Here is a 25,678-nt window from a genome sequence, read left to right on the forward strand (position 1 = left end):
CCGGTCACGGTCTGTGGTCGGCGGTTCGCCATCTCTGCGAGAGCTGATCGTGGAGCCCGGACCCAATTCGGTTGGCAGCAGCGCGCCCATGCCGTGAACTTCAGCCCATGACTTTCATAACTGAGGTGCGACGCACGGCCATTGTCACCGGCGCGGCACGCGGCATCGGTGCCGCGGTGGCCAGGCAGCTGGCCCACGACGGCCTGGCGGTCGGCGTGATCGACCTGGACGAGGCGGACTGCGCCGGCACGGTGGATGCCATCAGGGGCGACGGCGGGTGGGCGGTGGCGGTCGCCGCTGATGTCGCGGACGAGGCCGCGGTGACCGCCGCTGTCGCCCGGGTCACCACCGAACTGGGTCCGCCGACGGTGCTGGTCAACAACGCCGGTGTCGGTCCCCGTGCCGATCTCGTGGAGATGACCACGGAGCAGTGGGACACGGTCCTGGGGATCAATCTGCGCGGCCCGTTCTTCGCCACCCGAGCCGTCACCCCACACATGATCACGGCCGGCTGGGGGCGGATCGTCACCATGTCGAGCATCTCCGCGGTCGGCGACGCCGCCCGTGTCGACTACGCCAGCGCGAAGGCGGGTCTGGTCGGCTTCACCAAGTCGCTCGCCCTGCAGCTCGGCCGGCACGGCATCACGGCCAACGCCATCGCCCCGGGCTTCGTGGTGAGCGACATGACCAGGACCTCGGCTCGCCGGCTGGGCCTCGGCTTCGAGGAGTTCCAGCGCAACGCGGCGCAGTCCATTCCGGTCGGCAGAGTGGGTCAGCCGGAGGACATCGCCCATACCGCGTCCTACCTTGTGAGCCCCGGGGCGGCGTTCGTCTCCGGCCAGGTCATCTATGTGGCGGGCGGTCCGGTGGACTGACATCACCGTCCGGGCGGCCCTTTCGAGGAGAGGTCCGCCCGGCCGGCGACGGGTGCGGTGGATCAGACGTTGGGCACCTTGAGCCTGTCCCAGCTCGCCTTGCCCGGAATGCCGTCCGCGTCGGTCCCCAGGTAGCCCAGCTTGCGCTGCCACGCGGCGTACGACTTGCGGTCCGCCTCCGACCAGTCCGGACCCGGACCGACCTCGTACCTTCCGCAGCCCTCGGCCACCAGTCTCTTTCCCATCGCTGTGATGACGGCGCTGTGCCGGCCCGCCCGGAAGAACGTGGCTCCGGGAAAAGGCTCCAGCTTCGCCGGGGGCTTCGGCGCGGGCGGCTTCGACGGGCCGTCCGGCGTGCCGCCGAGACGTGCCCCGATCCGGCTGCGCATCGAGTCCATGGTGAACCCGCGCGGGTCGATCTTCCCCGGCTGCCACTCCTTGTGGCCGATCACCGAGCGTTGGGACCAGCCGTGTGCCCGGCAGATCGCGGCCGCCGCCTTCTCGATGGCCTCCAGCTGAGCCGCCGGCCACGGGTCCTTGCCGTCGCCGAGGTTGACGCACTCGAAGCCGTAGAAGGAGCGGTTGCCGTCGGTGTTGGCCTCGTTGTCGGAGGGCAGGGCCGACTCGTTGATCACCGCGCGCAGGACGTCGTCGTCGCCGAGCCCGGCGTGATTGGCGCGGCCATGACCGACCAGGTGGACCGTGCCGTCCTTGGCTATCACCCCGTGACACAGCGGCCCCGGCAGGCTGGAGTGGCCGTTGTAGCAGATGTCCACGGAGTTCTGGGTGCCCGAGGTCACGGTGTGATGGATCATCACGCCGTGCATGGGCCCCCATGGGCCCTTGTGGTTGCGGTTGTGCGTGCGCCAGCTCCGGTGCTCGACGACGCGCAGACCTTCGTCCCGGAGGGCCTTGAGCAGTCTGTCGGCGGACAGAGGCGTTGCCATCGTGGTGCTCCTTTTCTCTGGTGATGCGTCAGTTCCCGTGCTGGGCCTCGTCGTCCTGCGCCGTCGTCGGCACGCCCGGACCGGTCGCGGCAGCGGCCTCCGCCGCCTTGGCCTCCGCCTCGGCCGCGGCCTCCGCCGCCAGCTCCTCCTCGTTCGCGGCGGGGATGACGGCAGCCAGCGGTCCGAACGTCATCCGCAGATCCGGGACCGAGCCCTCCCCCAGTACCCAGGCCAGTGGCGCGTAGTGGACCTGGATCCCCATCGGGGACTGCAGCAGCGGCCGGCGGGCCGCGTCCGTCGGCCATTCGACATTCCCCGTCGCCGTACGGGCCGGGACGGTCCAGAAGTCACCGGCCCGATACGTCCTGCCCGGCTCGAAGTACACGAGCACTCCGTCCTCCAGCGGCAGCCAGCCGCCTTCCTCGATACGGAGGGCGCCACCTCGCAACTTGGCCGCCGTCTGCTTCGTACGGCCCGCTCCTGCCCCGTACCGGGAAGCGGACCGCTGGTCCCAGCGCCGCAGGAACGGGTGGAGTTCGGGTCGCCGTCCGACCGAAGGATCCGGCTCGCCGGAGAGCCGCACCCGCCGCCCCGGCAGGTCGACCTCCTCGACGCGCAGCAGTGGCAGCGGCTCGCCCCGGCTGGTGTAGGCGGTGTCCACGAGCTCCACCCAGTCGCCCACATTCAGGTCGAGCTTGTCGTCGCTGCCGAGGGAGGCCAGCTCCACCCACGTACCGTCGAGTCCGTCGACCGGGAAGGTCACCGAGCCGTTCTCCCGCGACCACTTGAAGGTCGCCTCCTTGGCCGTTCCACCCTCGTGGATCTCCACGCGGTACATCTGGTTCTCCTGGCCCCGGTACCGGGCGTCCGGCTTCACCAGGCAGGGGTCCTCGTCGGCGTGCTCAGGCCGCTCGCTGCGCGCCGCCATCCGTGCGGTCGGCGCCTGCGCGGCCGCCCACTGCGCAAACGCGGCGCGGACCTCGTCCTTGCTCGCCCCGTCCGCCAGGTCCAGCTGTGTGCCGGGCAGCGGCAGCACCTGCCAGACGGTCTTGAGCCGGGCTGCGGTGTCGGGCATCGCCGAGCCCAGCGCCACCTCACGCAGCAGCGGGTCCTCGGCCGCGGTCACCGAGCGCTCCCACACCTTGAGGTAGGCCAGATAAGGGAATTGGCCGGGCAGCCGGTCACCGGGGCGTTCCGCGTCGCGGTATCCGTCGGGCTGGTCCCAGTACGTCCAGGTCGCCGCAGGCTGCTCGTCCGCCGGGGCGTCCTTGTCGCCGTCCTCCGTGGCGTGTCCGGCGTCGACGACCGGGACGCCGGCCTGCGGACGCGTCGCGTCCACCAGAATGCCGTCCACGTAGTAGCGGCCGCCGCCGATGGACAGATCGTCCAGCTCCCGGCCGCCGCTCACGAAACCAAGCGCGAAGCCGGTTGCGCCGCCCGGGCCGCCGTGCTGCCCGATCAGATCGGCTGCGGTCGTACGAGCCTGCAGCAGCTGGATGGCGGCCTGCTCGTTGGCGTCCGCGTCGAGCTGTACCCGGCCCTGCTGTGCGATCACCGCCGAGTAGTGCCGGTCCGGCCGGAAGGTGTTGCGGGAGATGTCTGCGTACATGGGAAGGGGTCCCCCTCGGAAGTTCGTACGTCGGTGAGAAGTCGTGTCAGGTGACGGGGATGATCCCGGCGTCGGTACCGGCCGGGGTGTACTCGGCGAGGCGGGCCCGCAGGCTGTCCTCGCGCTGCGGCTGGTAGAGGTCGTGGAAGGCGCCCATCTCGGAGCCGTCCTCGGCACCGCGCCTGATCTCGTCGGCGCAGCCTGCGGCCGGCTGTCCGTAGGCGGGAGTGCCGTACCGCTCGCCGGCGAACAGCGGTCGTACCCGCTGAGCCTCCTCGTGGCCTGCCAGGTCCGGTTGGCAGCGGTGCCGGCGTGGCGTCCGGGACCCGGGCGGCACGTACGAGAAGCGCACGCAGCCGATGCCCCGCCGGGCCACTCGCATCGGCCCGGTGAAGATGCTGTTCTCGGCGATCTCCACCGCGTGGGTGTGGACCTCGCCGATGACGGTGGTGCGGTGCGCGTACAGAACGGCATGCGCATGGCGGCAGTCCGGCGCCGAGAGCGCCGCCCGGTCGTGTCCTGTGGCATCGAGGATGCTGTCCCGGATGTGGATGGGCAGCGGATCGTGGCGTACTTCGTCGCCGATGACCTCGATGGTGCCCAGGATGCTGCGCTCGATGGACACGCACGCGGTGGTCCGGTCCAGGACCAGGCTCGGTTCCTCGGGCGAGTGCGGGTCGCACTCCGGCTCCAGCGACCAGCCCGGTACGAGCGTGCAGTGCCGCAGCACGACCGCGCCGACCGGACCGGTGACATTGAGCCCGCGACCGGTGATCAGCAGACCGTCGAGCACGATCCGCGGAGGCTCACCCTCGCAGTCCTCCTGGGCACGGATGTTGAGCGCGTCGGGCCGGTTGCTGTACCAGTCGAGCAGCCGGATCACCGGCCGTGTGCCCTCGGCGGCCCGCACTTCGAGACGGTCGCCCGGATCCAGATCGAAGTCCAGCTGCTCCTGGTAGGCGCCGCTGTGCGTGATCTCGATGATGCCGTCGGGGCCGCACCGCCCGGAACGCCGGTCGCGCTGCCAGTCGTTGTACGCGTCCGTGATCCGCTGGTAGCTCTGGCCGGGGCCGACGCGGTAGAACTTTGCGGCCGTCGGTGTCTCCCGATCGCGCGGGTACTCTCCGCCGCCCATGTCGTCCGCGAACGCGTAGTGGTAGGTGACCCAGACGCCCTGCCGCGGCGCGGACCGCGAACCGAAGGCGATCCGGCCGAGCGCCGGATCGACGGCCACCTGGCCGCGCTTGGGCCGGTAGCGCCAGTGGGTCAGATCCGCCACCACGATGTCCGACAGCGGCACCGGCTCGTCCTGGCCGTCACGCCAGATCGTGAAGCTCTTGCCCGGCCCGTAGTAGTCGGCGAGCCGGTCGGCGAGCTGCCGGCGGCGGATGTACGCGGGAACGTTGTCGATCGTCGCGATATGGGTCGCGGACGGCTCCGGCACCGGCTTGGTCACCAGCGGAGCGTCATTGCCGAGAATCGAGAAGGTGTAGAGGTTGCGGGCCCGGTCGATGCAGTACGCGGGCGAGCCCGTCAGGTGATACGGCTTCAGCCGCCAGACGAAAAGGCCTACCCCGGCCGGCGAGTAACCGCCTTGGGTGCGTGCGGAGTCGGTCCGGCGCACATTCACCGACTGCGCGACCGTGCCGAACGGCCCGCCCGCCAGGTCCAGCGCGGCCCCTTCCCGTACGTCCACGAGCCTGCCGCGCTCCAGGCGGCGCCCGTCGGCGGCCTCCGTGCCCGATCCGTACAGCTTCACGGGCTGCTGGTGCGAGACGAGCCGGGAGAACTCCACGGCCCGCGAAGGCCATCCGGCCACGTCCTCCGCCAGCTCCTCGAGCAGCGCGAGGGTGCCCTTGCGCCGTCGGTTGGCGACCGTGGCGGCCACATCGCGGCGCGGCGCCAGGGCCTCGGCGAGGCGCAGCCGCGAATCGGCCCCGCCCTCGCCCTCAAGTCCCTGTGCCTGTACCCGTTCATAGCCCGGCAGGGGTGAGTAGCCGACCAGATCGCCCAAGTACGGAAGGACCCAGGGCGCGGCCGTCTCGACGAACCAGTCCTCGTACCCCTGCTCGACTCCGTCCCGCACCCGGTCCACCTGCTCGGCCATCACCGCGAGCAGCGCGCGCAGCGGCTCGCCGCCCTCCGCGTCCCGCAGGCGGTGCCACTGCGGGAGCAGATCCGCGAGGCCGTCCGGTTCCCTGGTCATGAAGTGACCTCCGTCAGAATCAGCGTGTCCGCGACATGCGGGAAGAGCAGGGCGAGCTGGGCCGGCCGGATGCCGCGGAAGACGAACACGGCCCGGCCCTTCTCCAGCCGCCGCACATCGGTGATGTCCGGGTTCAGCCGCAGCAGTTCGGCGAGCGAGATGCCGTACCTGGCGGCGACCTGGGTGAGCGTCTCGCCGTCGTCGGCGGTGACGCGGTGCACGTCCTCGTCGTATGCGGCGAGCCGGGCCCCGACGGCGGTGCGCGGCCGGGCGAGCGAATCCGCGAGTCCGGCCAGCTCATCGGGTGTCACGGACGCGGGCACACCGGTGAAGACATCCACGTCGACGTAGTCGACGCCGGGCACCGCGTGGGCCGTCGCCAGCACCTCGGACAGTCGCGCGGGCCGACCCAACTCACTTCGGCCGCTTCCGAATTGGGTCAGCAGCGCCTGACGCAGCCGTGGTTCGACGACACTCCAGGTGTGGCCGGGGGCGACCTTCACCTTCGCCGCGAGGAGCAGCAGCACCAGTTCGCGTACGTCCACCCGGACCGGAAGGCGCGAGTCGCCGTACTCGACGAGCGAGGAGCGCAGAGCCCGCAGCACCTCGGAGTCGTCCGCGATCGCGATGTCGTCGACCCCGGCGACCGTCATGTGCAGGATGCGCCGCCGCCCGTCGACGATCTCGCGCGCCGCCGCCCGGCCGATGCCGGCCCGTGAGCGGGCGAAGTCCTCGTAATCCGTGAGGGAGACGAGGCGGTCCAGCGCGGAGACCGCGAGCGGAATCGTTCGGCGGGTCAGGCCCGGGCCGTCGGTCTCGGCGCCGCCCGTGGCGGGCTGTGGATTGGTGACGGCGGTGACCCCCAGCGGCCGGGTGATGGCCTGGGTGATGCGGTCCGCCCCGACGTTGGCGGCCCGGCCGGTGCCGAAGCGGTACTGGGCCCGGACGTTCTCGTGACCCGTGGGCAGCCGCGCGCCGTGCATCCCGTCGCCGAACGTCACGGTCGTGCGCCCGTCCCCGGCCCTGCCCGAGACATAGACCCGCTCGCGCGGCCCGCGTCCGGCCAGGCTGTCCACTTCGTGCCACAACAGCCCGTCCACGCGCACCTCCAGCGTAGGGGTGGCCCCCAGCGGATTGTCGGCCGGAAGCCAGGTCAGCGGTGACTGCCAGAGCGTGAGCGTCTGGTTGGTCCGGCCGGCGTCGCCGCTGCCGATCGGCTCGTCACGGCTCTCGCCGTGCGTCGCGGGCACGACATTGCCCTGAACGCGCACCGTGTCGCGCCGGTAGCGGTAGGCCAGGTCCGTGGTGAGTGTCAGCCTGGTGTGGACATGGTCCCCGGGCAGCTGCGGGTCGAACCGCTGCTCCACCGAGGCGATCACCACCAGTTCGGTGCCGCGGATCCCGGCCGTGTCGGGGATGTCGGTGCGCTCGCCCGACACCACCAGATGACGCCCGGGGCGCAACCCGTCGTACAGTTCGGCCAGTTCGAGTTGATTTCCGTGAACGTCCTCGCCCAGCGGCTCGTCGGCGGGGCGCAGCGCCTCGCCGCCCGCGTGGACGGTCGCGTCCCGGATCGCCGAGAGCAGCACGTCGTGCTCGTCCAGCCACGGATCGGCGAGTGTCAGCTCGGTGCCGCGGCCGGTGATCCCGTAGTTGGTGTACGCGGCCGTGCGCACGGCGGTGACACGGGTGGTCACGAACGCGAGCTTCTTGTCACCCGGGATGCCGTCGGGTTCCCCGGAGCCCTTGCGGGGACGCTCGATCGCGACCCAGCTGCCGACGGTGATCCCGTCCTGTACGGAGTCGAGCGGAAGCACATGACGGTTCGCCTGCTCCGGCACGGTCACGATGCCGATCTCGACATTCGCGGGCTCGCTGCCGACCGTGTACCGCGCCGTCACCTCGACACCGCCGTGGGTGACCTGCTTGTGCTCACCGGGAGCCAGCAGCCAGTTGAGCGGCGTGCCGTTCTGCACGGCCACATGTACCCGCCCGTCCTCGGCCGGCCTCGACACGAACAGCGTCCGTTCCGGCAGCCCTTGGGAGAACTCGGCTGTCACACCGGGCTCCTGGGAGTCCGCGGGGCGCCTGGTCAGCCAGCTCAGATCGTGGTCCTGGCCCACCCGGGTCTGCAGCGAGACCTTGCCCGGCCCCAGACCGAAGCTCGTGTCCGCGGGCAGATTCTCCGAACGCTGCCAGGACGACCCCGTCTCGATGTGCTGGAACTCGGCGCGCACCGGAACCCGTCCGGCCGTGTCGTACACGATCCGCATCGTGGTGAGTTCCCCGCCGCTCACGGGCCAGTCCGTCTGCCGGATCACCCGCCCGCGCTCGTCCTGCACGGGCTTGAGCGGCGCCGTCGCCCCGAACGGCGCAGCGGTCACCCGCATCGCCTGAAGCTCCCGCAGCAGCGCGGGCACGGCAGGCGCCGCCTGCCGCCACGCCGGGTACAGGCCGTCGACGACCCGCGGATCGAGCGCCGACAGCAGCTGCGCACCGAGATCGGAACCCGGCGCGAAGTACCGGCCAGGATCGAGGGAGAGCGTGCGCGCCCCCGCCGGCGGCCGCACCACACGGGTGCGCAGCGCGGGAAGTACGGCCCCCAGAGCCCGCATGGCCGCCGAGTTGGAAGCGGCCGCGGGCGCATCCGAGCGGGAAGGCTCCAGATCGGCCGCGTGCTCGATCAGTTCACCGATCACGGCCTCCAACTGTTCGAACCAGGTGGCCACTTCCTCGTACGGCGCGGCTATCGCCTGCGCCTCCGCGAGCCGGTCGTGCGGCTCGACGAGCCGCGCCGCGAACTGCGCGGGCGTCTTGATACCGGCAAGATCCGCACGCAGCGGCGCGAGCACCTGAGCGTCGAAGTCCTCGATGATCCGGCTGACAGGGCGCGGGTTGGGGTTGTCGGGGGTGGGCTCACCCTCCTCGACTTCCCGCTCGTCCTCGGTGATCCACTCGCGCAGCTCGGACACCAGCTCGGAAAGCGAGGGCGGGGCGGACTGCGGCAGCCCGATCGCCGTGACCGCGTCGTCCCGGTCGATGCGGATACGCGCCACCGGAAGCATCAGCCGCTGCCCGGGGATGTCCTTGTCCCCGCTGAAGACGAAGAGCAGCCTGTCCCCGGTCTGCAGGGAGATGTCGGTCCCGGAGACGAAGATCTCCGGGCGCTTGCGCAGATCGTCCGGCGTGAGCAGCGCCGGCCGCCGCCGGCGCACCGCCAGCTCGTTCCACGCCCAGCGCGCGATGAGGTCCTCGCTGGTCTCGAAGGCCTGCGACTCCTCGTCGGAGGTGCTGGGCACGCTGTTGGCGCGCGCGCCGCGCGGGATCAGCACCGGAACGTCCTCGGCCCGCGGATCCCTGTCCAGCGTGTACGCGAGATGGGTGTCGGCGGCGATGCCCGGCCGCGGCCGGTGCCCCACGAGACGCCCCAGCAGAGCCAGCGAGCGGTGCTCGTCGGCCGTGCGCAGATATCCCTCGTCGGCGATGCGCTCGGAGTGGAAGGTGAGCAGATCGCCCACGACCGCCCACGCGTCGAGCAGTCCGATCGACGGATCGTCCGGGGTGCGGACCGTCAGCCCGCGCAGCGCCGGATAGGCGGGTGAGGCGAGCCGGTCGAGCATTGCCGCCAGGAACGAGCCGTACTCGCCGACCCGGTAGTCGAGGGCGGCGCGACCCGGCGCGTTGTACAGGGCCTTGGGCGCGTGGCGTTCGTCGTGCCCGCCGCACCCGCAACCGCAGGAGCCGCTCATCGCGTACCTCCGCCGAGCTCGATCGAAAGCCGGCCCGGCTCGGGCCGGTCGGGGTCGTTGTCGCAACGCGCGATCTCCAGCGGGCCGAGCCGCAGCACGCCTGCCTCCAGTGCCGTGTCATCGAGTGGATCTTCGTGGAACAGTCGGCGTAGCCGGGTCACCCGTACGCTCTCCACGCCTTGCACCGCCGCGGCCACCGCCACCAGACGGCTGAGCCGCACCGGTTCACCGAAGGTCAGCGCGTCGGGATGGAAGAAGCCGAGACGTCCGCCGGTCAGCCGGCGGTTGCCGAGGAGTCGGTACAGCTCGGCGAGGATCTGGCCGTGCTGATGACCGGGCGCCGCGCACACCGCCAGCACGATGTCCAGCGGCACGGACCGCGCGGGCCCCACCACCAGGTCGTGCCCGATCCTGCGGTAGCTCTCCAGCGCGTACGCCACCGAGTCGAGCAGCTCGGGGGACGGTTCCCCCTCCCCCAGAGCGTCGACGGCGACGTGCGCCTCCTGCACACTGCCGGTCCAGCGGATCTCCGCGGCTGCCCGCTGCACCCCCGGGAGCTTTGTTGCCAGAGCCGCGTAGTCCTCGGCGGTGACGGCCCGCAGCCGGGTGCGCTTCAGGTCGAGCGGGGCGAGCTGACGCACTTGCTCGACCGGTTCGGGCTCCGTGCCGCCGACGGCGGGCAGCGGATTGCGTACGCCCGCCACGGGCATCGGATCACCCGCGTCCGCGTCCCCGGGATCACGGCACAGCACCAGATGGTTGATGGCCTCGGCGCCGACATTGCCGGCGGTGCCGCCGCCGAGCCGGTAGTGCAGCTCCAGCCGGGCGCCCGGCTGCGGGCGGGCGCCGTGGCGCCCGTCCCCGAACCGCAGCGCGATCCGGCCGTCGTCCTCCAGCTCACCGACGAAGTGGCGCTCGCGCGCACCCGAGTCGAGCAGATCCCGCTTCGCGGTCCACCACTTCTCGCCGTCCGCGACCGTCACGGCGGGAAGCGCGGCCCGCGGATCCTGTACGAGCGCGGCCGCGGGACCCCGCAGCACCGGATCGTCCGGATCGATCCCCGCCGCGTACTCGGCGCCCCAGGTGTGGGTGATCTCCCAGGCGATCGAATCGTCCAGCACCGCTCCGGCCCGCGCCCGGGCCGTCAGCACCTCCAGACGACGCAGCTTCGCGGCCAGCAGCCGTTCGCTGCGGTGCAGCAACTCCCGCAACGCGCGCACCGGATGACGGCGCAGCTCGAAACGCTCCAGCACGCGCAGCCCGAAGAGCACCGTCAGTTCGGCGATTTCGGGCTCCGTGAGTCCGTCGCAGTCGCGGGCGCTGCGCCACAGCTCCACCAGCCGCTGCCGGACGCGTCCGGGGATGACGGCCAGCCGGGTGGACTGTCCCGCCGAGACATGACGCGGGTCGGGGAACGGCACCGACTGGACGACGGGGAAGCGCTGCAGCACCGGCCGGAAGCGTGCCGGGATACCGGGGTAGACGACCTGAGCCAGCAGGGTCTCAAGCGCCTCGGCCTGCTCGTAGGCGGTACCGGGGACGACCTTCTCCCGTCGGCGACCGGCGAGTTCCAGGCCGAGACCGGCGCGTGCCGTCCGGTCCTCGCCGACGACGGTGAACAGCTCCCGTATCTGGTCAGCGGTCAGAAGCCGACCACAACGGGTCTGTTCCAGTGAGGCGTTGATGAGATCCGCTGTGGCGTTTCCCTCCTTGCGGTCCCAGCAGCCGAAGCCGGACGGATCGCAGGACCCGAGGACGGCGGGCGCGGGAGGCACGGTGGCCGTCTCCGACGTCCCCCCGCAGAACGTCAGTGAGCGCCCGTGATCGACGAGCACCACATTCCCGCGCGCCACGCTCACATCCTCGACCGGCTCGCAGTCCGTGCCGCCCCGCGTCGACAGACGGACGGGGAAGGCCAGCGCGTCCTCCTGCGCCCAGGTGACCTCCAGTACCGGCTGGTCGACCAGCCGGTCCACGCCCGGCGTGACCGAGGTGAGGCGCACGGCCTGACGGTGGGCGGGGTCGGCGTCGCCCGGCGTGCCGGAGCGTGCCCCCAGCACCTCCTCGATCAGCAGCAGATCGCCAGGAGCCAGCTCCAGCGACCTGACCTGGCACTCCTCGTCCGCCCACGCATCCCGCAGTGTCGCGGACGTGACGCCCTTGGGCAGCGAGCACACCTCGTCGCCCCAGGTCCAGAAGCGGATGGTGTTGTGCTCGGGGCGCAGCGCCAGCGGTTCGTCGGCCACGACCGGCTCGAACACCTCGACCGATCCTCGCTCGTCCAGTACGGCCAGGTCCCGGTCGTCGATGACGGTGCCGATCGCGGGCCTGTCGCGCGGCCCCAGGCTGCGGACGTCGACGGCCGCGAAGCGGTATGTGCCGGGCCCCAGCGTCAGCTCCCGTACGGTCTCGACCGCGACGAAGGCACGTGCGTTGACGCCGTCGTGCATCGGGTAGTCGATGAGCCGCACATGGCGGCGTACGGAGACGCGGCGGCGGGCGGTGTCGAGATACGCCTCCGTGGCCACCGCGTCCTGCTGATAGCTGATCCGGTCGGCGGTGTGGGCGAGCAGCTCGACCAGCGTCGTGCCGAGGTCGGCAGGGTTGCGCTCCACCCAGTCCGGCGTGGTCAGCGCCAGCCGGTCCAGGATCAGGCGGCGGATCGTGTCGTAGTCGCGCGCGGTGTAGTCGATGACCGGCGCGGCGGGGAAGGCAGGCGGGCAGTCGGGCTGCTCGTCCTTGCAGTCGAAGGGGGTCGGGCAGTCGGGCCGGAAGTCGAACCCGGCGGAGAAGTACCGCTGGTCGAAGCCGGGAAAGGGCGCGGTGCCGGGCCGCCCGTACGGATCGGTGTCCACCACGGAGAGCGTGTACCGGGATGTGTCGCCGGTGCGGTCCAGCGTGACGTACAGCCGGTCGTCGAGCTCCGGGTCCTCCTCGCGCTCGACGGACACCTCGACGGCCTCGATGCCGGTGATCCGCCGGCCGCCGTCGATGCGTATGTTCTCCGGGCACAGCCCGTGGGGCGCCTTGCCGAGGAAGGTGACGGTGAGGGTCAGCCCGTCGTCACCGACCTCGACGGCGTCCACGCCCCCGAGCTGCGCAGCCCGTACCTTGACGCGCCTGCCGTCCGTACGGCAGACCAACTCGTTGCTCGTACCGCTCATGCCGGGCCGCTCCCCTCGAACACGTCGTCGCGCCGGCTCGCGGTGGAACGCACCACGTAGCGCAGATACACCCGGACCACGTTCTCCTCGCTGACCACGTCCAGGGACTCCACCTCGATCAGCTCCCCCAGCCAGCGCTGCAGGGATGCCTGCACCGACAGCTCCAGCGCGGAGGCCAGTTCGGGGCTGTTGGGCGTGAAGACCAGATCGAGCAGCCCGCAGCCGAAGTCGGGGCGCATCACACGCTCGCCGGGACTGGTGAACAGCAACTGCTCGATCAGGTCGCGTACGTGCTCGTCATGAGCCGCGTGCGCGGTGCGTCCCCGCCGGTCGGTCCGGAAGGGGAAGGCGATGTCGCTCCTCGTCCGCGTCATCGGGAGGACACCCCCCGTGCGGATGCGGTCACGACCGGCGGGCCCTGCGGCACGAGCGCGGCGCTGAAGCAGAGCGCTGACGAGCTCTCCAGCAGCACGGGCCGGCCGTCGATCAGCACACCACCACGCTCCGGCGTCCAGCGGACCGTCACGCACGGATGCGGTACGCCGTCGACCGTGTGCCGACAGCCGCTCACCGCGAAGACATCCGTCGCGGCGGGCACGGACAGCCCGTCGATCCGGACTCCGGACGACGGGGCGGAGGCGGGCGTGACACGGCCGCCGTGCGGACAGCTGATCGCCGAGCCGCTGCTCACGAGATTCCCGGACACCACGTATCTCCCCGTTCCTGTCGTACTCGTCGCTGTGGTCATCGCTTCTTCGGCACGATCAGCCGGCCCTCGTTGATATTGACCTCGTCGCCGGTCAGCACGATCGACGCACCCTTGCCGGTGCCGATGGTCACGCCCTTCTCATCTATCTGGATGTAGGCGCCGCCCTTGGCCTCCAGCAGAATCCCCGTGCCACCGGGCACGTCCGACATCACCAACTTGTGCTCGCCCGGTGTCTGGATCACCACCGGCTGCGATCCGGGCAGTTCCGCGCTTGCCCGGGGAGGCAGCTCCGAGGCGTCCCCGTACCAACTCCCGGTCCAGATCGGGAAGCTCGGATCGCCCTGTTCGAACTCCATCCACACTCCGGAGCCGATCTGCGGGACGACGTACTGCCCAGCGTGCCGGCCGGTGAACGGCAGACAGGGCAGCGCCCACGTGGAGGCCTCGTCGCCGAGCACGTCCGGCACCTGGGCCGTGATCCGGCCCAGCTTGAGCGGATCCCTGTTGTCGATCACCCGGCCCCGGAACTTGCCGAGAAACCGGTTGTTCGGTCCTGCAGCCATGCGAAGTTCTCCTGGTCCTTACGTCTTTGCCGACGCGTCTTTACGGACGCACTGTCCTGCTGCGGGCGATGAGGCCCTCGCGGGAGAGCGTGAAGTTCTGCTGGTACGAGCCGGGCCTGAGGTTGTGCGTCACGCTCTTGACGTAGTAGTCGCCGTCGTACGTCACGCCCGAGCCGCGAACCCCCACCAACTCCCGTGGCCGCAGGACGTATCCATGCCGATTGACATCCAGCGACCCTGACCCGGAAATCGCGTCCGCCGAGGTAGCAGCCCTGGCCAGCGTCTCGGCCTCGGCCTGCCCGAGCTCCTTCTTCGCGGTACCGGACAGCGTCCTGCGCTTCAGAGCGGGTGAGACCCGCAGGCCGAGGGGCGGCCGCAGCGGGCTGATGTCGGGCTGCGCCAGGAGGCGGACATCACGGGTGCGCGGGTCCTGGACGCGTGCCTGGGGCTCTTCCCTGGCCGTCCCGTCGTACGCGAAAGTCAGCTGGTCGACGGTGGAGTTGTTGTCCATGTTGACGTTCAGCGCGTGCTGACGCTGACCGAGCCGCTGCTCGGGACCCCAGAAGGCGATGGACCGGCCGAGGCCCGGGCCCGGCTCCAGGTAGAAGGTGTATCCGTTCGCCCGCGCGAGCTCGTTCAGATACTGCAGATCGGTGCCGGTCTGGTAGTCCACGCGCAGCTGCTCGCGGGGTGGCTGATGGATCTGCTCACGGATGATCCACGGGTCGATTCCGTAGTCGGCGTACCTCCGCAGAATCCGTTCGACCCGCTGGGCGGGGGCGAGATTCGGATACCTTTCGGTGCGCTCCTCGAGGTCCATCAGCAGCGTCAGATCCTCACCTGTGACGGTGAGAGTGCTCTGCCCCGGCTGATTGCTGGCACCGACCTCCTGTCGCACGATCAGCCCGTCCAGGATCACGGTCGGCGTCCCCTTGACCGAGGTCGCGACGATCACCCTGGTCTTCGGGTCGAAGAACCCCTCGGGCAGCAGCCGTTGTGTGATCAACCCCCGCTTGGTGAGATCGAAGGCGAGCTGGAACCCGCTCCGTTCCCCGGCCGTCATGGTGATCTGTGCGGATAACAGGGCTTCGGCCACCTCGGCCGGCACCGGGCGGGTGAGCTTGGGGCCCATGTGCAGGGTGAGATGGACGGGCCCGCTCCCGATGGGCTCGTCAGCCATGGAACCCACCCGGCAGAGGGATGTCGATCGTCCGCCCTGGCTCTGCGGTCAGCTCCTGCGGGTCGAGTACGGGATTGGCATCCGCGATCTGCCACCACTGCCCGGGGTCGCCGAAATAGCGCTGCCCGAGATGGTCGGGCCGCTCGCCGCTGCTGACGGTGTGCGGGGCGGTCTCCTCGGCGGCCAGGCTGAGCGGAGGCAGCAAACGCCGCTTGGTGTACCGCACTTCGGTGCCGTCCGGGAGGCGGTGCACGCCGATCTCCGCGTCGTGGTACCGGCTGGTGCGGGGGTACGGATGTGCCCCCGGGATCGCGTCCAGCGCACTCTCATAAGGATCAATCACGTCTTACAGCCCCCGTCCCAGACCGAGCTCGGCCAACCGACCGCCTCGCGCGGCGGCGGCGAGTCGTTCCTTCTGCGCCAGATGTGCGAGATACAGGTCGGCCCCGCGGTGCCCTGCGGGCAGATCACTCACGCTGAGCACCTTCATGCCGATGCCGAGGCTCGCCCTGATCGGATTGAGACCGACGTCGAACGCCGACTCGTTGATGGACAGTTCGGTGAGCCGCACCGGCATGACGCGCTTGCTCCCCCAGGTGAAGAGAGTCAGCGGCATCTCGATCGGGCTGATCTCGATGGTGCCCTTCTGGGTTCGCCGGGAGGCCTCGCGGAGCTGGGCGCTGGTGGGATGCACCAGCATCTCCAGCATCGCGAGCTGGGGATGGATCCCGTCGGGCGCGGCGACCTCGAACTGATCGGTGGCATCGATCTCGGCCGTGAACTTCCAGCTCTCCTCGGCAGGGCCCTTGAGCCGGAGAGCCTCGTTACGGTCCCCTCCACTTCCGCCTCCGCCGGCGTCACCGCTTCCGCCCGCGGATTGGGGCGCGAGGGAGCGTTCGAGGGTGTCGGGGTTGAACTGGAGGACGATGATGCGCTGAGGGGTTCCGCGCTCGGGGTCGACGACGACGATGCCGGAGCGGATGGGCTTGGGTATGTCTGCGTAGCGGACCATTCCCTATCTTCCTGTTGTGAAACATACCGGAGCGGTGCTTACTGAATGTCGAGCTGCTCATAAACATCGAGGATGGTCCGCGCTTCCTCGCGGACTTCGACGGATGCATCGTTTCGCAGAGCTTCAGTCAGCATGGGAATGTATCTGCTGGACGGCGAATAAGTGGTGGCGAATACTGCGGCCTTCCGCACTTCAGCACTCTCGTCCCGCAATGACTGATCGATGCTCGAAATGACGATTTCATTGTCTTGATTCGGTCCGCCGAGTGCTACGGAGAGAATGGCGCGGCGCCTTTCGTCCGGCGTCGTCGAATTTTCGAGATCAGCGAGCAGTTCGGACTGAGGTACCGGGTTCAAGTGGTTCTGCAAATGCGCCTGCATCGCGTGACAGGAGTTAATTGAATCGGCGGCCGCGAAGACATAGGGGCGTTGAGTGAAGTCGTCCGACATAAAATGCACGGCAACATCCTCGGAAACCTGCCAGATACTTTCCTCGATCGTACCGCTTGCCGGATCCTCGGGAATGGTGGTCCCATCCCATCCGTAGCGATCTGTGTATTCTTGAACGGACCTCTTAGCCCTGTCCGTATCGCCGCGCAAAATCATTCGCCAGGAATAATGGATCACGGGTTCACGCCTCCGCGTCGAACTCATCAAGATGCATTCTCGTGCTGAGCGAGGACAGGAAGCCCTGATCGCTCGTCAAACTACTCGCTCCATACATATCCAGAATCCTTCGCCGAACCTCCAGTATCAGCTCATCCTGCTTCATCTTCTCGCCCCGGCTGTCTGCGACCTTTAGATCATCGAGCGACTTGAGCCACAGATCAACCGTGTGCAACTCGCGGCTGGCCAGACGGTTGGCCTCAGCGAACCCCTTGAACTTGGTGAGCGGACCACCCCCGGGCGTGTTCTCCTGGTCGCTGCTTGCATCCAGGTAATTCGACAGGGTTCGTGACCTGTTCTGAGATCTCTTGGGTTGCATCGCGAACATGCCGACACTGTTTTCCTGATTCTTTCCGGTCAGCCGATTGCCGTTCCTGTCTCGGGCCCAATCGTCGGCCACGGCGTCCGCGGGTGATGATTTGCCACGGTTCATCATGTCGACAACCATGCCATGGGTGGATAGCGCCGCGATATTCCGGTGCCCCTCCTGCTGAATCAGCCATGCCTTCAGCTGGAATGCCAGTGAGAGGTGTGCGCCCGAGGGGGCGCCGCCACGGGCAATCCTCATGATGTCGGACAGCAGGTCGGAAACGGCCTGAGGGCCGAGGTTTCTGCGCATCTCGGCCAGCCGGTCGGGGAGATCCTTGTAGGCCAGATCCTCCAATGGGTGACCAGGGAACTGCACCTTGACGATGCGATTCGCTCGCGGGTATTTGCCTCCGCCCGGGTTGCGCTGTGCATCGAGCGTGCCGCCATTCGGAGTTTCCTGGCTGACGATGTCGCCCTTGGTGGGATCCAGATTCTGCCGATTTCGGTAGATGGCCTGCATCATTCCGCCCTTGGTTCCGTGCGGCTGCTGCTGAGACCCGCGTGTGGCGCCACCAGCCAGTGTCCGGTCCCGCTCCAGCTGGCTCATACCGCCGGCGCCGTGCATATCGTCGAGGCCACCCAAGTAGACCTCCAGCGACATCTGACGCAGCGCGCGAAGCAACCGATTTGCCTCCACCCGGACGCCGGCGATGTCGACTGTCTGGCCCAGGACCACTGGTTCCTGTGGATTCAGCGCCGCGGTGATGGTGAACCGCTCGGCCGTTCCATAGGCCAGGCTGGTCAGCCGATACCACAGGCGCATGGCAGCGAGCGCCGACCGAAGCCCGATTCCGCGGACGCCCTTACGAAGCATGGTCTGGAGGCGTGGACGGATGCGAGAAACGATCTTCTGGAGGCGGGCCTCCTTGGACTCCTTGGACTTCTCGTCCTTCCTCCGCTTGTCCTGGTTCTGCTTCTTCTGGTCCTGCTGGTTCTTCTTGTTGTCGCGCAGGTTGTCGCGCTTCTGCTTGAAGACGTTGCGCAGCTTCGACGCGCTGTTCTTCAGCGCCTTGCCCGGCTTGCTCTTCTTGAGCTTCTTGCCCAGCGTCTTCGCCGCGTTGCGGACCTTCGTCAGGGCCGACTTGACGGCCTTCTTCGCCTTGCCCAGGGCGTTGCCCAAAGGAGACTTCGGCTTCTTGGGCTTGGTCGGCTTCGGACCCTCGATTTCCCTCTTGTTCTTGGGAGTCCGGGGGGTGCTGTCCTTCTGGCCGTCCGGGGTCTTGTCCTTCGACGGACCCGGTGTCGTCTCCTTCGGCTTCGCCGGTGTCGGCTCCGGCTTCGCAGGGGACTTCGGCGTCGCCGTGTCCTTCGGTTTGGGCGGGGCCTTCGGGTTCGGGGAAGGCTTCGCCTTCGGCTTTGGGGACACGGCCGGCTTGTGCAGGGTCTGCTTGGCGTTCCGGATCGCGCCCCGCGCCTTGTTGACCGCCTCACCGGCCGCCTTCTTGGCGCCCTTGCCCGTCTTCTTGAGGCCCTTCATGATCCTCTCGGCCATCGCCTTGAGGCGTTTGCCGACCCCCTTGGTCGCCGAACCGAGGCGCTGCAGGAGGAAGTTGGCGATGAAGTCGAGCAGCGCGACAACGCCTGCGGCCACCGCCTCCGCGAACAGACAGGCCGCCGGGCCCGCCTTGACCGCCTTCAAGTAGGCCCAGAATTTGCTGAAGGCCGAGAGGATCGAGCTGACGCTCTGCCAGGCCGACATCAGGCCCTGGACGATCGTGAGGATCGCTCCCGCCGCGGGGACGATCATCGAGACGACCTTCTCGATCACGAGCGAGGCGATCATCATCGGCAGCGAGGCGATGATCGCGTCCCACGCCATCTTCCCGATCTGCTTGATCGAGACGCAGCCCTTCACCAGGACGTCGATCACGGCCTTGCCCAGGCCGAGGATGCCCTCGACCTTGGTGTCGAACCACCGCTTCACGCCCGTCTTGATGGCGCCCCAGAGGTGATCGGTGATGCCCGTCTTCGCCGAGCTGCCCGCCTTGCTGATCCAGCCACCCGGGTCCGGTGCGATGTCCGCCACAAGAGCCGCGAACTTGCCCAGCGCCTCGATCGCCGCCTGGGCGAACTTGATCGCGCCCAGAATCACGGCCTGGTAGATCTTGATGACGGCCTTGATGCCCGCTTCCAGCACGTCGAGCAGCGCGTTCAGGCCCGCCGCCAGGGCGTCGAGCAGGGCGTTCACTGCCTTCTTCAGACCGTCCGCCAGCGCGTTGACCGCCGCGATCGCCTTGTCCCGCAGGCCCTCGATCGCCTTGCGGAACTTGTCCCGTAGCTCGGGGAAGGCCGCCAGCAGTACGTCGCCGATGGCGATCAGCGCATCCGCCAGGACGTTGATCGCCTTGATGGCGAGGTCCCGTACGAAGTCGATGGCCTTGTTGGCCCAGTCCTTGAACGTGTCGATGATGCCGTTGACAAGCTTGCGCGCCGCGTCGAAGACCTTGGTGACCGCGTCGAGGATCGCATTGAAGGCGCTCTTCACCTTGTCGGCGACCCAGCCGAAGAAGCCTCCCGAGGGCTTCTCCTCCTCCTTCTTCTTCTCGGCCTCCTTCTCCGCCTTCTCACGCTCGGTGTCGATCTGCGCGTTGTCCTTGTCCTTGCGGTCGCTGACCTCCTTGTCCTTGTCGTCGCGGGCCTTGACGATTTCCTTGTTCTTCTCGGTGTGTTCCTTCTCGGACTTCCTGTCCGCGTCCTCGATCTTCTGGTCCTGCTCGGTGCGCCAGCTCTCGCGCTCGCGCTGGGCATCCTCCGCCGCGCGGCCGCGCTCGCCCGTCTGCTTCTCCGCGTTCCGGGTGACTTCGCGGTCGATCTCGGTCTGCTTCTCCTGCTTGGCCTGCTGCTCGCCCTGCTGCTGTTCCTTCTCCTTGGCGACCAGGTCGCCCTGAGCCTGGCCCGCGGCTCCCTGCATCTCGCTGCCGCGCTCCTGCTTGGCGACCGCACCGACGCCGGGCTTGGGCTTGGATCCGGCCTGGAGTCCGCCCCCGCCGCCCCGTTTTCCGCCTGCCGTGGCCTTGCCGACCAGCTGCTCCTGGGGCGCGTTCGGGAAGATCTGGTCCTCGCCCATCGGCTTGGCCGCGTCCTCACGGCCTGTGCTCTGGATGTCGGACTGCTTCTCCTTGAGCGCCTTGGCCTGGTCGTCCGTGCGCTTGGGGTCGCTCTCGCCCTCCAGCCGGATCTTGGGGGCGGGGCCGACCGTCTTGTTCTGCAGTTCCGGGTCCACGGTCGGGACCGCGTCGGCCGCGGCGTCGACGTTCTTGGCCTCTTCCGCGGTCAGCTTGTCCGCCACGGGCGCCGGCGGCGGGGGAGTGTTGTCGGTGGGCTTCGCGCCCTCCGCCTTCTCACTGCCCTTGGCCTTCTGCTTCCCGATGCGGTCCTCGGGCCCGAGCTTCTCGACCTTGCCCGTCACCTGTTCGGCCGGAGCGGCCGCCTCGGGCGGGCCCGACCGAGTCTGCGGCGCACCCGAAGGACGTTCCCGCTTCGGTGGGTTGGCGTCCAGCCGCCGCTGCTCCTCGCCGACCTTCTTGTCCGCCGCGGCGTCCACACCGGGCATGGCGGCTGCGGCCTGGTCCGGCGCCAGCTTGCTGACCGTCCCGATGGCGGCCTTCGGGTCCTGGCCCGAGACGTCCGGCGGCTCCTCCTGCTTCTCCTCGGGAGCGGCTCCACCGCCGCCTCCGCCGCAGCTGCCGCCTCCCTCTTCCTTCTCCGCCGCGGGCTCAGGCGGGGCGCAGCCGCCGCCGTCCTTCTCCAGCGACGCCTCGGGAGCAGCCTGGGCACCTTCCGGTGCGGGCGCGCCCATCCTGCCGGGGCTGTCGGTCTGTTCGCCCGCAGGGCTGACCGCCGCCTGTGCCGCGGACGGGGCCGCGCCAGGTCCCGCCGCGGCCGTCGGACCGGCCTGCTCGCCGCCGCCGACCGTCCCACGGGGAGCCGCACCGGGGCCGGTCTCCTTGGGGATCCGGCTCTGAGGTCCGGCCGCTTCCCGCTCGGACCTGGGCGGCTCGGCGTCACGCCGCGCTGCGGGGGAAGGGTTTCGGTCCTCGGCGGGCGCCTTCTGCGTCTGCGCACCCGCGGGCCGCATCGCCGCCGGGCCGGGCGACATGTCCGGCGCGGAAGCGCCCTGCGGCTGCCCCTGTTCGCCTCGCTGTTCCTGTTGCCCGCGCTCCTTCAGCTCCTGCTGCTCGTCCTGCGCGTCCTTGGCGTCCGGCCGCTCCTCGCCTTCGCCGGAGTCCTCGCCCCTGTCCTCCTGGTCCTGCTGCTGCGCAGGGTCCGTCTTCTCAGCCTCGGGCTCCTGCTGGTCCTTCTCAGTGGTCTCCGGGTCGGGGCCGACCTCCTGATCGGTCGGCTTCTCCGGCTGCAGGTCCTTCGCGCTGCGGTCCTGGGCCTCGGCCGCGGGCCCGCCCTCGGGCTTCGGAGCCTCGCCCTCGACCGGACCCACGTCCTCGCCCGGCGCCTTCGCCTCAGGCCCGGCGGAGTCCTCGTCCTCCTCGTTCGCCTCGTTCTCCCGCTGCTGCTCGACCCGTTCCGCCTTGGTCGGGGGCGGCGAAGGGAAGGTCGGGACGGACGGTTCCGCGGCGCCGGGGGTCATCCGGTCTGCGGTCGGTACGGAAGAAAGGTCCAGGTCGGTGTCGGGCAGATAGTCCTCGGGCTTCAGCTCCGGACCGCTCTTGGCGGCACCGCCCCTGTCATCGTCCTGCTCGCCGCCGATCTCCCCGTCCGCGCCCGCCTCCAGCCCGAGCGGCTTCTCCTCCTCGCGCGGCTCGTCCTCATCCTCGTCCTTCTCGTGCAGGCCGTGCTCGGACAGCGCGCTGTCCCGCTGCTCAGCCCGCTCGTCCACCTTCTCGGGGCGTACGGGACCGGGCCGGCCCTTCGCCTTCGGGTCGAGGTTCTCCTGCTTCGATCCGTCCGCCGGCTTCTTCGCGTCGTCGTTCCGCTTGCGCTTGTCTGCACCGGGGGCGTTCGCCTGCTCCGGGTCCTGCTCCTCCCGGTCGCGCTGCTCCTTGCGCTCCTCCTTGGTCTGCTCGGCGCCGTCCGCCTGGCCCTGCGCGCGCTCGTCCGCGGCCTCGTCGACCCGCTGACGGTCCTGGCCCTGCTTCTCCTCCTCCTGCCGCTGCTCCTGCGCGGCCTGCTGCCGGGACTGGGCCCGCTCGTCCTCCTGCTCCTTGCGCTGGGCAGCCTCCTGGTCCTCGGCCGCCGCGTCGGAGCGCGCCCTACTCCGGTCGCCGCTGCGCTTCTCGTCCCGTACCGCGGCGTCCTTCTGCTCCTCGCGCGAGTCCTCGGCCTGCTTGTCCTTCGAACTCCGCCCGCTCTCCTCCTGCCGCTTCCACCGGGTGCGCTCGACACCCAGCAGCTCGAAGAGGTCCGTCTCCGGCTCGGGCACCTCGGCCGGCTGGAGGTCCACCGGCTCGGTCTCGGACTCCTCGGCGAGGTCGAGGAGCCGCTCGTACTCGTCGGAGAGCAGCCGCACTTCCAGCCGGTCCAGCACCGAGTCCTGCAACTGCGGTGACATCCGTGCCAGTTGGAGTCGTACGCGTCCCGACAGGTCCGCCGGGTCACCGCGCAGCGAGCGCAGCACGCCGTTCGCGAGACGGTCCACCAGCGTTGCCGGATCCAGCTGTTCCATACGGGAGCGGTCGGCGTCGACCGTGGCGTACCGCAGCCAGCCGGGCGTCGATTGCTCGGGCTCCACTTCGGGGGCCTGCTGCTCGTCGCGTACGAGAGCCTGCGCCGCCGACTCCGCCTCGCGCTCCATCGCCTGCTGCGGAAGGCTCACCGCCCCCAGATCGCGGCCCGCGCGCAACGCGCCCAGACCGTCCGGGTTCTGCACCGTGTGCAGCAGCTCATGGGCGAGCAGCCGCTGCCCGTCCGCCGTACCCGGGCGATAGGCACCCTCGCGGAAGAAGATGTCCTGGCCGACCGCGACCGCGTCCGCGCCCAGCAGTTCCGTCAGCGTGCCCGCGTCCCGGTCGGTGTGCAGGCGTACCCGGCTGAAGTCGTGGCCGAGCCGCTCCTCCAGCTCCCGCCGTACGCTCAGATCGAGCGGATGTCCGGCTCCGCTGACGATGTTCTTCGGCTCCGGCGTCCGGGACGTGGCGCGCTCCTTGCGCTTGCGCCGCCGTTCGGCCTGGGCCGCCTGCGCGTCCTGCGCATGTGACGTACTCATCGAGACTCGCCCCGCCCCGAGAGTCCCGCGTGCACCGCACGCGCCAGCGCCTCACCGAGCCGCCCCGGCGAGGTGGTCGAAGGCAGCGGCGGCAGTCCGGACAGTGCGTCCAGGGCCTGGCCGCCGTCAGCGGCCAGCGGCACGCCACGCTCCCGTACGAGCCGGGACAGCTCCGCCTCGAAAGCGGCCGAGACCCGGTCGGGGTCGAGCCGCTCGAAGCCGTCGAGCACCAGCTCGCCGATGTCCACGCGGATCGTGCGCTCCGAGGGGCGCGGTACCTCGTTCAGACCCATCCGTGGACCTCCGAGGGTGTCAAGGAGCGGTCCAGCTTGAGGTATTCGGTACGCGCCGCCTCCAGCATGTGACGCATCTGGAGCCGGTCGCCCTCCTCCGCCGCGAGGAAGGCTCCCGACAGCGCGATATTGCGAATCGAGCCCCCCGCCACGGTCAGCCGGGCCAGCTGCTCGGGATCGATGTCCTTCATCGGGGCCCGCGCGGGCAGCACCCGCCGCCAGATCTCGGCGCGCTCGCTCTCGCCGGGGAAGGGGAAGTCGACGACGAAACGGATACGCCGCATGAACGCCGTGTCCAGCGCCTGCTTCATGTTCGTCGTGAGGATCGCGAGCCCCCGGTACGCCTCCATCCGCATCAGCAGATAGCTGACCTCGAGGTTGGCGTACCGGTCATGGCTGTCCTTGACCTCGCTGCGCTTGCCGAACAGGGCGTCGGCCTCGTCGAACAGCAGCAGCGCGCCGCCTCGTTCAGCCGCGTCGAAGACCTTGCGCAGATTCTTCTCGGTCTCGCCGATGTACTTGCTGACCACCTGCGAGAGATCGATGATGAACAGATCCAGGCCAAGCTCCTTGGCCATCACCTCGGCGGCCAGGGTCTTTCCGGTGCCGGAGCCGCCGGCGAAGAGTGCGGTGACGCCGAGTCCGCGGCGCAGCGTCTCGGCGAAGCCCCACTCCTGGTACACGGTCGAGCGCTGACGCACATGCGCGACGATCTCGCGCAGAATCCGCAGCTGCCGCTCGGCCAGCACCAGATCGCCCCACGCCGCCTGCGGCTCGATCCGCCGTCCCAGCTCGTCCATGCCCATCCGGGCCTCGGTGAGCCCGGCACGCCAGGCCAGACCGGTCGCGTCCACCTCGTCCTCGCCGGGCAGATCCCGTACGACCGTCGCTCCGGCGGACTGGATCAGATGCGGCGGCAGCGAGAACTGCGCGACGAGATCCCGCAGATCGTCCTCGCTCACCTCCGGTACGTCCGCGAACGCGTCGGCCCACACGCCCAGTTGCTCCTCCGTGTCCAGCGGCGGCACGGTCACGCGCTCGCCGCGTGGACGGGCGGTCTGCCGGGGATCGGGGCTGGAGACGACGAGCGGAACGGCCGCGCTCTCGATGAACGCGTCCGTGGCCGCCGCCTGGTCGCGGTCGAGCTCGCCGACCTCGACGAGCAGCGCGGCGGGCAGCATGACGGCCTCGCGCTGCCACAGCCGTGCCAGCCGGTCGCGCTCGGCCGGATCGGTGGGCATGTCGTCGGCGGCCATGGCGTACAGACCGAGCCCCGAACGGCGCGCCGCCGCCGCGGCGATGTCGGTACGGGTCCGCAGATCGCCGCCGACGAGCTCGATCCGGAACGGAGCATGCGGCCCGGCACCCGCCCAGCCCGCGGCGACCTGGCTCGCCGCCAGGTCGTACGAGGCGGGCAGCGACTCCGGTACGGGCGCACGGCGCAGCAGTCCGTGCAGTCGGGAGTCCAGATAGGGCGAGCCGACGAGGAAGTGCAGGATGCGCTCGTCGAGGCGCAGCCGTGAGGTGGTCAGCCGGGTCTCGTCGTCGAGCTCGACGAGCCGCCAGCGGCGCAGCGGGGCGACGGGGGTGAGGGCGCTCCAGTGCGCACCGTCGAGGGCGGCGAGGGCGAGCGAGAACGTGGGGTGGGCGCGCTCGGGGTCCCCGCCGGCGGCGGCACACCGCCCACCGGTGGTGGGGTCGAGCTCCGCGGCGGCGGCGAGCAGGACGACGTCGCGCTCGAAGGGGCTGAGCCCGAAGCAGGCGACGAGCGAGTCGAGCGTGGCGGGCGCGCGCACACCGGGGGCGGCCGGTTCGCCTCCGGCTGGGGCGGTGGGGGTGCTGCCTTCGGCAGTGAGTTCGCTCTGTCGCGGGGGCGCTGCGGCGCCCGCGTCGCCGTCTCGCCGGACGGGCTCGGCCGCGGCCTTCGCGGCGGGGCGCTCCGCACCGGCGCCCGGAACGGCACCGTCCGCGGGTGCGGCCCCCGCGTGCGGCTGGTCCGCGGTGCCCTGTCCGGAGCCGGGCCCGCCGGGGCGGCCCTGTGCCCGGGCCGCGTGGGCGTCCACGCGGGCGAGCACGGATCGTACGGCCGCGAACAGCGCCCGTCCGTCCGCACCCGCGTTCGCCGACGTACCAGTTGACTCATACGTCCCCATACCCTCACCCGCCCCCGTGTCGCG

The 25,678-nt window shown here is 70.0% G+C and carries 16 protein-coding genes; 1 reads left to right on the forward strand and 15 read right to left on the reverse strand.

The window, feature by feature from the left end; translation table 11 throughout:
* Positions 1 to 107 precede the first annotated feature (107 nt).
* Complete coding sequence (locus OHB49_RS10385) at positions 108 to 875, forward strand: SDR family NAD(P)-dependent oxidoreductase (protein ID WP_329159680.1); 768 nt, start codon at positions 108 to 110, stop codon at positions 873 to 875.
* A gap of 62 nt (positions 876 to 937) precedes the next feature.
* On the opposite strand, the gene OHB49_RS10390 is transcribed toward OHB49_RS10385, so the two are convergent.
* From OHB49_RS10390 to OHB49_RS10460, 15 genes are read right to left on the reverse strand one after another with little or no spacing between them, the layout of a single operon-like run.
* Complete coding sequence (locus OHB49_RS10390) at positions 938 to 1,822, reverse strand: peptidoglycan-binding protein (RefSeq protein ID WP_329159682.1); 885 nt, start codon at positions 1,820 to 1,822, stop codon at positions 938 to 940.
* Positions 1,823 to 1,850: 28 nt separating this feature from the next.
* The gene (locus OHB49_RS10395) at positions 1,851 to 3,431 is read right to left on the reverse strand and encodes a DUF6519 domain-containing protein (protein ID WP_329159684.1); all 1,581 of its coding nucleotides are present in this window, start codon (positions 3,429 to 3,431) and stop codon (positions 1,851 to 1,853) included.
* A gap of 46 nt (positions 3,432 to 3,477) precedes the next feature.
* On the reverse strand, positions 3,478 to 5,637 hold the full coding sequence (locus tag OHB49_RS10400; protein ID WP_329159686.1) for a hypothetical protein: 2,160 nt from the start codon (positions 5,635 to 5,637) through the stop codon (positions 3,478 to 3,480).
* Positions 5,634 to 9,386, reverse strand: a complete 3,753-nt coding sequence (locus tag OHB49_RS10405; RefSeq protein WP_329159687.1) for a putative baseplate assembly protein — start codon at positions 9,384 to 9,386, stop codon at positions 5,634 to 5,636. The genes OHB49_RS10400 and OHB49_RS10405 overlap by 4 nt, the downstream gene beginning before the upstream one ends.
* Positions 9,383 to 12,550 carry a putative baseplate assembly protein gene (locus OHB49_RS10410; protein ID WP_329159688.1) on the reverse strand — a complete coding sequence of 1,056 codons (3,168 nt, stop codon included), beginning with the start codon at positions 12,548 to 12,550 and terminating at the stop codon, positions 9,383 to 9,385. The genes OHB49_RS10405 and OHB49_RS10410 overlap by 4 nt, the downstream gene beginning before the upstream one ends.
* A complete protein-coding gene (locus OHB49_RS10415) occupies positions 12,547 to 12,924 on the reverse strand; it encodes a GPW/gp25 family protein (RefSeq protein WP_030974834.1) in 378 nt (125 codons plus the stop codon). The genes OHB49_RS10410 and OHB49_RS10415 overlap by 4 nt, the downstream gene beginning before the upstream one ends.
* Positions 12,921 to 13,256 (reverse strand): hypothetical protein, encoded by a 336-nt coding sequence (locus OHB49_RS10420; RefSeq protein WP_030974833.1) that lies wholly within the window; start codon positions 13,254 to 13,256, stop codon positions 12,921 to 12,923. The genes OHB49_RS10415 and OHB49_RS10420 overlap by 4 nt, the downstream gene beginning before the upstream one ends.
* A 38-nt stretch (positions 13,257 to 13,294) precedes the next feature.
* Entirely contained in the window at positions 13,295 to 13,822 is a 528-nt protein-coding gene (locus tag OHB49_RS10425) for a phage baseplate assembly protein V (RefSeq protein WP_313939730.1), read from the reverse strand.
* A 40-nt stretch (positions 13,823 to 13,862) separates the two neighbouring features.
* A complete protein-coding gene (locus OHB49_RS10430) occupies positions 13,863 to 15,002 on the reverse strand; it encodes a hypothetical protein (RefSeq protein WP_030974829.1) in 1,140 nt (379 codons plus the stop codon).
* Positions 14,995 to 15,345 carry a hypothetical protein gene (locus OHB49_RS10435; protein WP_329159690.1) on the reverse strand — a complete coding sequence of 117 codons (351 nt, stop codon included), beginning with the start codon at positions 15,343 to 15,345 and terminating at the stop codon, positions 14,995 to 14,997. Before OHB49_RS10435 ends, OHB49_RS10430 begins: the two co-directional genes overlap by 8 nt.
* 3 nt (positions 15,346 to 15,348) lie before the next feature.
* Entirely contained in the window at positions 15,349 to 16,014 is a 666-nt protein-coding gene (locus tag OHB49_RS10440; RefSeq protein WP_329159692.1) for a hypothetical protein, read from the reverse strand.
* Positions 16,015 to 16,052: 38 nt separating this feature from the next.
* Positions 16,053 to 16,640 (reverse strand): HEAT repeat domain-containing protein, encoded by a 588-nt coding sequence (locus OHB49_RS10445; RefSeq protein ID WP_329159694.1) that lies wholly within the window; start codon positions 16,638 to 16,640, stop codon positions 16,053 to 16,055.
* A gap of 4 nt (positions 16,641 to 16,644) precedes the next feature.
* Positions 16,645 to 23,208, reverse strand: coding sequence for an eCIS core domain-containing protein (locus tag OHB49_RS10450; protein WP_329159695.1), 6,564 nt, complete (start codon positions 23,206 to 23,208; stop codon positions 16,645 to 16,647).
* Positions 23,205 to 23,501 carry a hypothetical protein gene (locus OHB49_RS10455; protein WP_329159697.1) on the reverse strand — a complete coding sequence of 99 codons (297 nt, stop codon included), beginning with the start codon at positions 23,499 to 23,501 and terminating at the stop codon, positions 23,205 to 23,207. Before OHB49_RS10455 ends, OHB49_RS10450 begins: the two co-directional genes overlap by 4 nt.
* The gene (locus OHB49_RS10460; protein WP_329159699.1) at positions 23,492 to 25,654 is read right to left on the reverse strand and encodes an ATP-binding protein; all 2,163 of its coding nucleotides are present in this window, start codon (positions 25,652 to 25,654) and stop codon (positions 23,492 to 23,494) included. Before OHB49_RS10460 ends, OHB49_RS10455 begins: the two co-directional genes overlap by 10 nt.
* Positions 25,655 to 25,678 lie beyond the last annotated feature (24 nt).

It is taken from the genome of Streptomyces sp. NBC_01717 (assembly GCF_036248255.1).
GTDB lineage: Bacteria > Actinomycetota > Actinomycetes > Streptomycetales > Streptomycetaceae > Streptomyces.

Bases quoted from the DNA above. Each gene is read 5' to 3' on its own strand.
- OHB49_RS10385 (WP_329159680.1), top strand. From the start codon at position 108: ATGACTTTCATAACTGAGGTGCGACGCACGGCCATTGTCACCGGCGCG.
- OHB49_RS10390 (WP_329159682.1), bottom strand. From the start codon at position 1,822: ATGGCAACGCCTCTGTCCGCCGACAGACTGCTCAAGGCCCTCCGGGAC.
- OHB49_RS10395 (WP_329159684.1), bottom strand. From the start codon at position 3,431: ATGTACGCAGACATCTCCCGCAACACCTTCCGGCCGGACCGGCACTAC.
- OHB49_RS10400 (WP_329159686.1), bottom strand. From the start codon at position 5,637: ATGACCAGGGAACCGGACGGCCTCGCGGATCTGCTCCCGCAGTGGCAC.
- OHB49_RS10405 (WP_329159687.1), bottom strand. From the start codon at position 9,386: ATGAGCGGCTCCTGCGGTTGCGGGTGCGGCGGGCACGACGAACGCCAC.
- OHB49_RS10410 (WP_329159688.1), bottom strand. From the start codon at position 12,550: ATGAGCGGTACGAGCAACGAGTTGGTCTGCCGTACGGACGGCAGGCGC.
- OHB49_RS10415 (WP_030974834.1), bottom strand. From the start codon at position 12,924: ATGACGCGGACGAGGAGCGACATCGCCTTCCCCTTCCGGACCGACCGG.
- OHB49_RS10425 (WP_313939730.1), bottom strand. From the start codon at position 13,822: ATGGCTGCAGGACCGAACAACCGGTTTCTCGGCAAGTTCCGGGGCCGG.
- OHB49_RS10430 (WP_030974829.1), bottom strand. From the start codon at position 15,002: ATGGCTGACGAGCCCATCGGGAGCGGGCCCGTCCATCTCACCCTGCAC.
- OHB49_RS10440 (WP_329159692.1), bottom strand. From the start codon at position 16,014: ATGGTCCGCTACGCAGACATACCCAAGCCCATCCGCTCCGGCATCGTC.
- OHB49_RS10450 (WP_329159695.1), bottom strand. From the start codon at position 23,208: ATGAGTACGTCACATGCGCAGGACGCGCAGGCGGCCCAGGCCGAACGG.
- OHB49_RS10455 (WP_329159697.1), bottom strand. From the start codon at position 23,501: ATGGGTCTGAACGAGGTACCGCGCCCCTCGGAGCGCACGATCCGCGTG.
- OHB49_RS10460 (WP_329159699.1), bottom strand. From the start codon at position 25,654: ATGGGGACGTATGAGTCAACTGGTACGTCGGCGAACGCGGGTGCGGAC.